The 2,341-nt window shown below is 54.2% G+C and carries 2 protein-coding genes; one reads left to right on the top strand and one right to left on the bottom strand.

What is annotated here, in order from left to right:
* Window positions 1-392, bottom strand: a 392-nt coding sequence (locus tag ACR0FG_RS20810) for a transposase (protein ID WP_480895259.1), incomplete at its 3' end; no start/stop codon positions are given.
* 161 nt (window positions 393-553) lie between these two features.
* On the opposite strand from ACR0FG_RS20810, the gene ACR0FG_RS20805 reads away from it, so the two are divergent.
* Window positions 554-1,939 (top strand): IS1182 family transposase, encoded by a 1,386-nt coding sequence (locus tag ACR0FG_RS20805; RefSeq protein WP_480424160.1) that lies wholly within the window; start codon window positions 554-556, stop codon window positions 1,937-1,939.
* The last annotated feature ends 402 nt before the right edge of the window (window positions 1,940-2,341 follow it).

Raw genomic sequence — 2,341 nt, 5'->3', positions numbered from 1 at the left:
CAGAGCTCGACCGTCGCCTCGAAGATATGGCGCAGCATGTCGCTTTCCCGTAGCTTGCCATGGCGGCACCGCGAGAACGATGAATGATCCGGCACCTTGTCCTCCAAACCGAGCCGGCAAAACCAGCGATACGCAAGATTGAGATGCACCTCCTGGCACAGTCGTCGTTCGGACCGAATGCCCATCGCATAACCAATCACCAGCATCCGGACGATCAGCTCGGGATCGATCGAAGGGCGGCCCGTGTGGCTGTAAAAGGGCTTCAGCCTCTCCCGCATGTCGCCCATGTCGAGGAAACGGTCAATCTCTCTCAATACGTGATTAGGCGGCACATGTGCGTCCAAATCGAACTCATAGAACAGCTGCGCTTCAACCTTTTGAATGCCCATCATCGCCCGATCCTCCCAATCTCGATAAATCAAGTGAATCAAACGACTTGCCGCACTGCAACACAGAGTTCTTCAACAGCATGGGCGTATTCTGTTGAAAAACTCTGTCTTGATCGAAGGCCATCTGGCTGATTCAATTCTCTTATTGAATGGGAGTTTGGATGATGATGGGACCAAAACAGGAAACTCAGGCTGAGCTGTTCTATGAGTTCTCCCTGGAGGAACATGTCCCGGACAATCATCTGCTGCGGTCGATTGATCGATTTGTTGACCTGAGTAGTATCCGCAATCATTTGGCGGATTTTTACAGTCATACTGGTCGCCCTTCCGTCGATCCCGAGTTGCTGATCCGCATGCTGCTGGTGGGCTATTGCTTTGGCATCCGGTCGGAACGGCGGTTGTGCGAAGAAGTGCACCTGAACCTTGCGTATCGCTGGTTCTGTCGCCTCGATCTGACTGATCGAGTGCCGGATCACTCTACCTTTTCCAAGAACCGCCATGGTCGGTTCCGCGAGAGTGAACTCTTGCGGCACGTGTTCGAAACGACAGTGGCGCGGTGCATCGCAGAAGGTTTGGTCAGCGGCCAGCGTATGGCGATTGATGCCAGCTTGATTGAGGCAGAAGCGACCAAGCAGTATTCAGCGTCACAAGAAGAATGGGATGCTGCACAGATCGATGCCAAGACCGCACCGCGCGCTGTTCGGGAATATCTGGAAACCCTGGATGAGGCCGCGTTTGGTGCTGCCTCGCCAGTCAAGCCTAAGTTCATTTCATATTCGGACCCTGCCAGCCAATGGACAGCGGCGCACAAGGCACCAGCCTTCTTTGCTTACTCTGATAACTACCTCGTTGATACAGATCACAGCGTGATTGTGGATGTGGAAGCGACCAGATCCATCCGGCAAGCCGAAGTGGGGTCGACAAAGACGATGCTGGACCGGGTGAAGGACAAGTTCGACCTCGTCCCCGACTGGATGATCGCCGATACCGCCTACGGCTCAGGCCCGATGCTCGGCTGGCTCGTGGATCGCAAGATCGATCCTTACATCCCGGTCATCGACAAGGCCGGACGCCCCGACGGCACCTGGACACGCACAGACTTCGAATGGGACGCTGAGCATGATCAATATATCTGCCCAGAGGGTCACGCGCTTAAACAGTTCCGCCGGAATTACTCTGATCCAAACCGGGGGCCGTCGGGCAAGGGCACAGCCCGCTATCGCGCCTTGAAAGAAGTCTGCCAGGTATGTCCGTCCAAACAAAGATGCTGCCCCAACGCTGATGCACGCAAAATCACCCGCGAAGAGCACGAAGATGCGCGCCAGGTCGCCAGAGATCTGGCCAAAACTGAAGAGTACCAGATTGCGATGAAGCTCAGAAAGAAAGTTGAGATGCTCTTCGCCCACCTCAAGCGCATCCTAGGCCTTGGACGGCTCCGATTACGTGGACCGTGCGGCGCAAATGACGAATTCCTCCTCGCCGCCACCGCCCAGAACCTCCGCAAATTGGCGAAAATCTTTCCCGCACCGCAGCAAACGCGAAACGCCTGACCAGAAAGGCGCTCGTGCCGTGCTCAGGTCACCCCATTCTGCGACTGCAACACGTTGTTTTTCAACAGAATCTCCGCAGTCCAGACATTCGCTTCGGTTGCGTGATTTCAGCTTCTACTTCTACTAACGACAAAATTGTCGATTGACTGAGTTCAGTGTCTCTGGCACTAATTTTATCAAATTGACTATATTTATAGGTCCGGAGCTGGAGGCGAGCGAACTCGCTGTCTTTCTGAAAGAAAAACTTCTAGCGGTACGCACGTTCTTGTTGTCTCAAGAAGGGCTGCGCAGCCTGATTGTTGTCTAAGCAAGTGTGCGCCGCCAATAGATGCGTTACTTTTGAACGGTTTGTCCGCAAAGCGCGTCAGCGCAATTTTGGGTGTAGCAATTTCGATAGTCGCA

The organism is Ruegeria sp. E1 (assembly GCF_056534225.1).
This window is presented reverse-complemented; position numbering and strand designations above follow the sequence as displayed.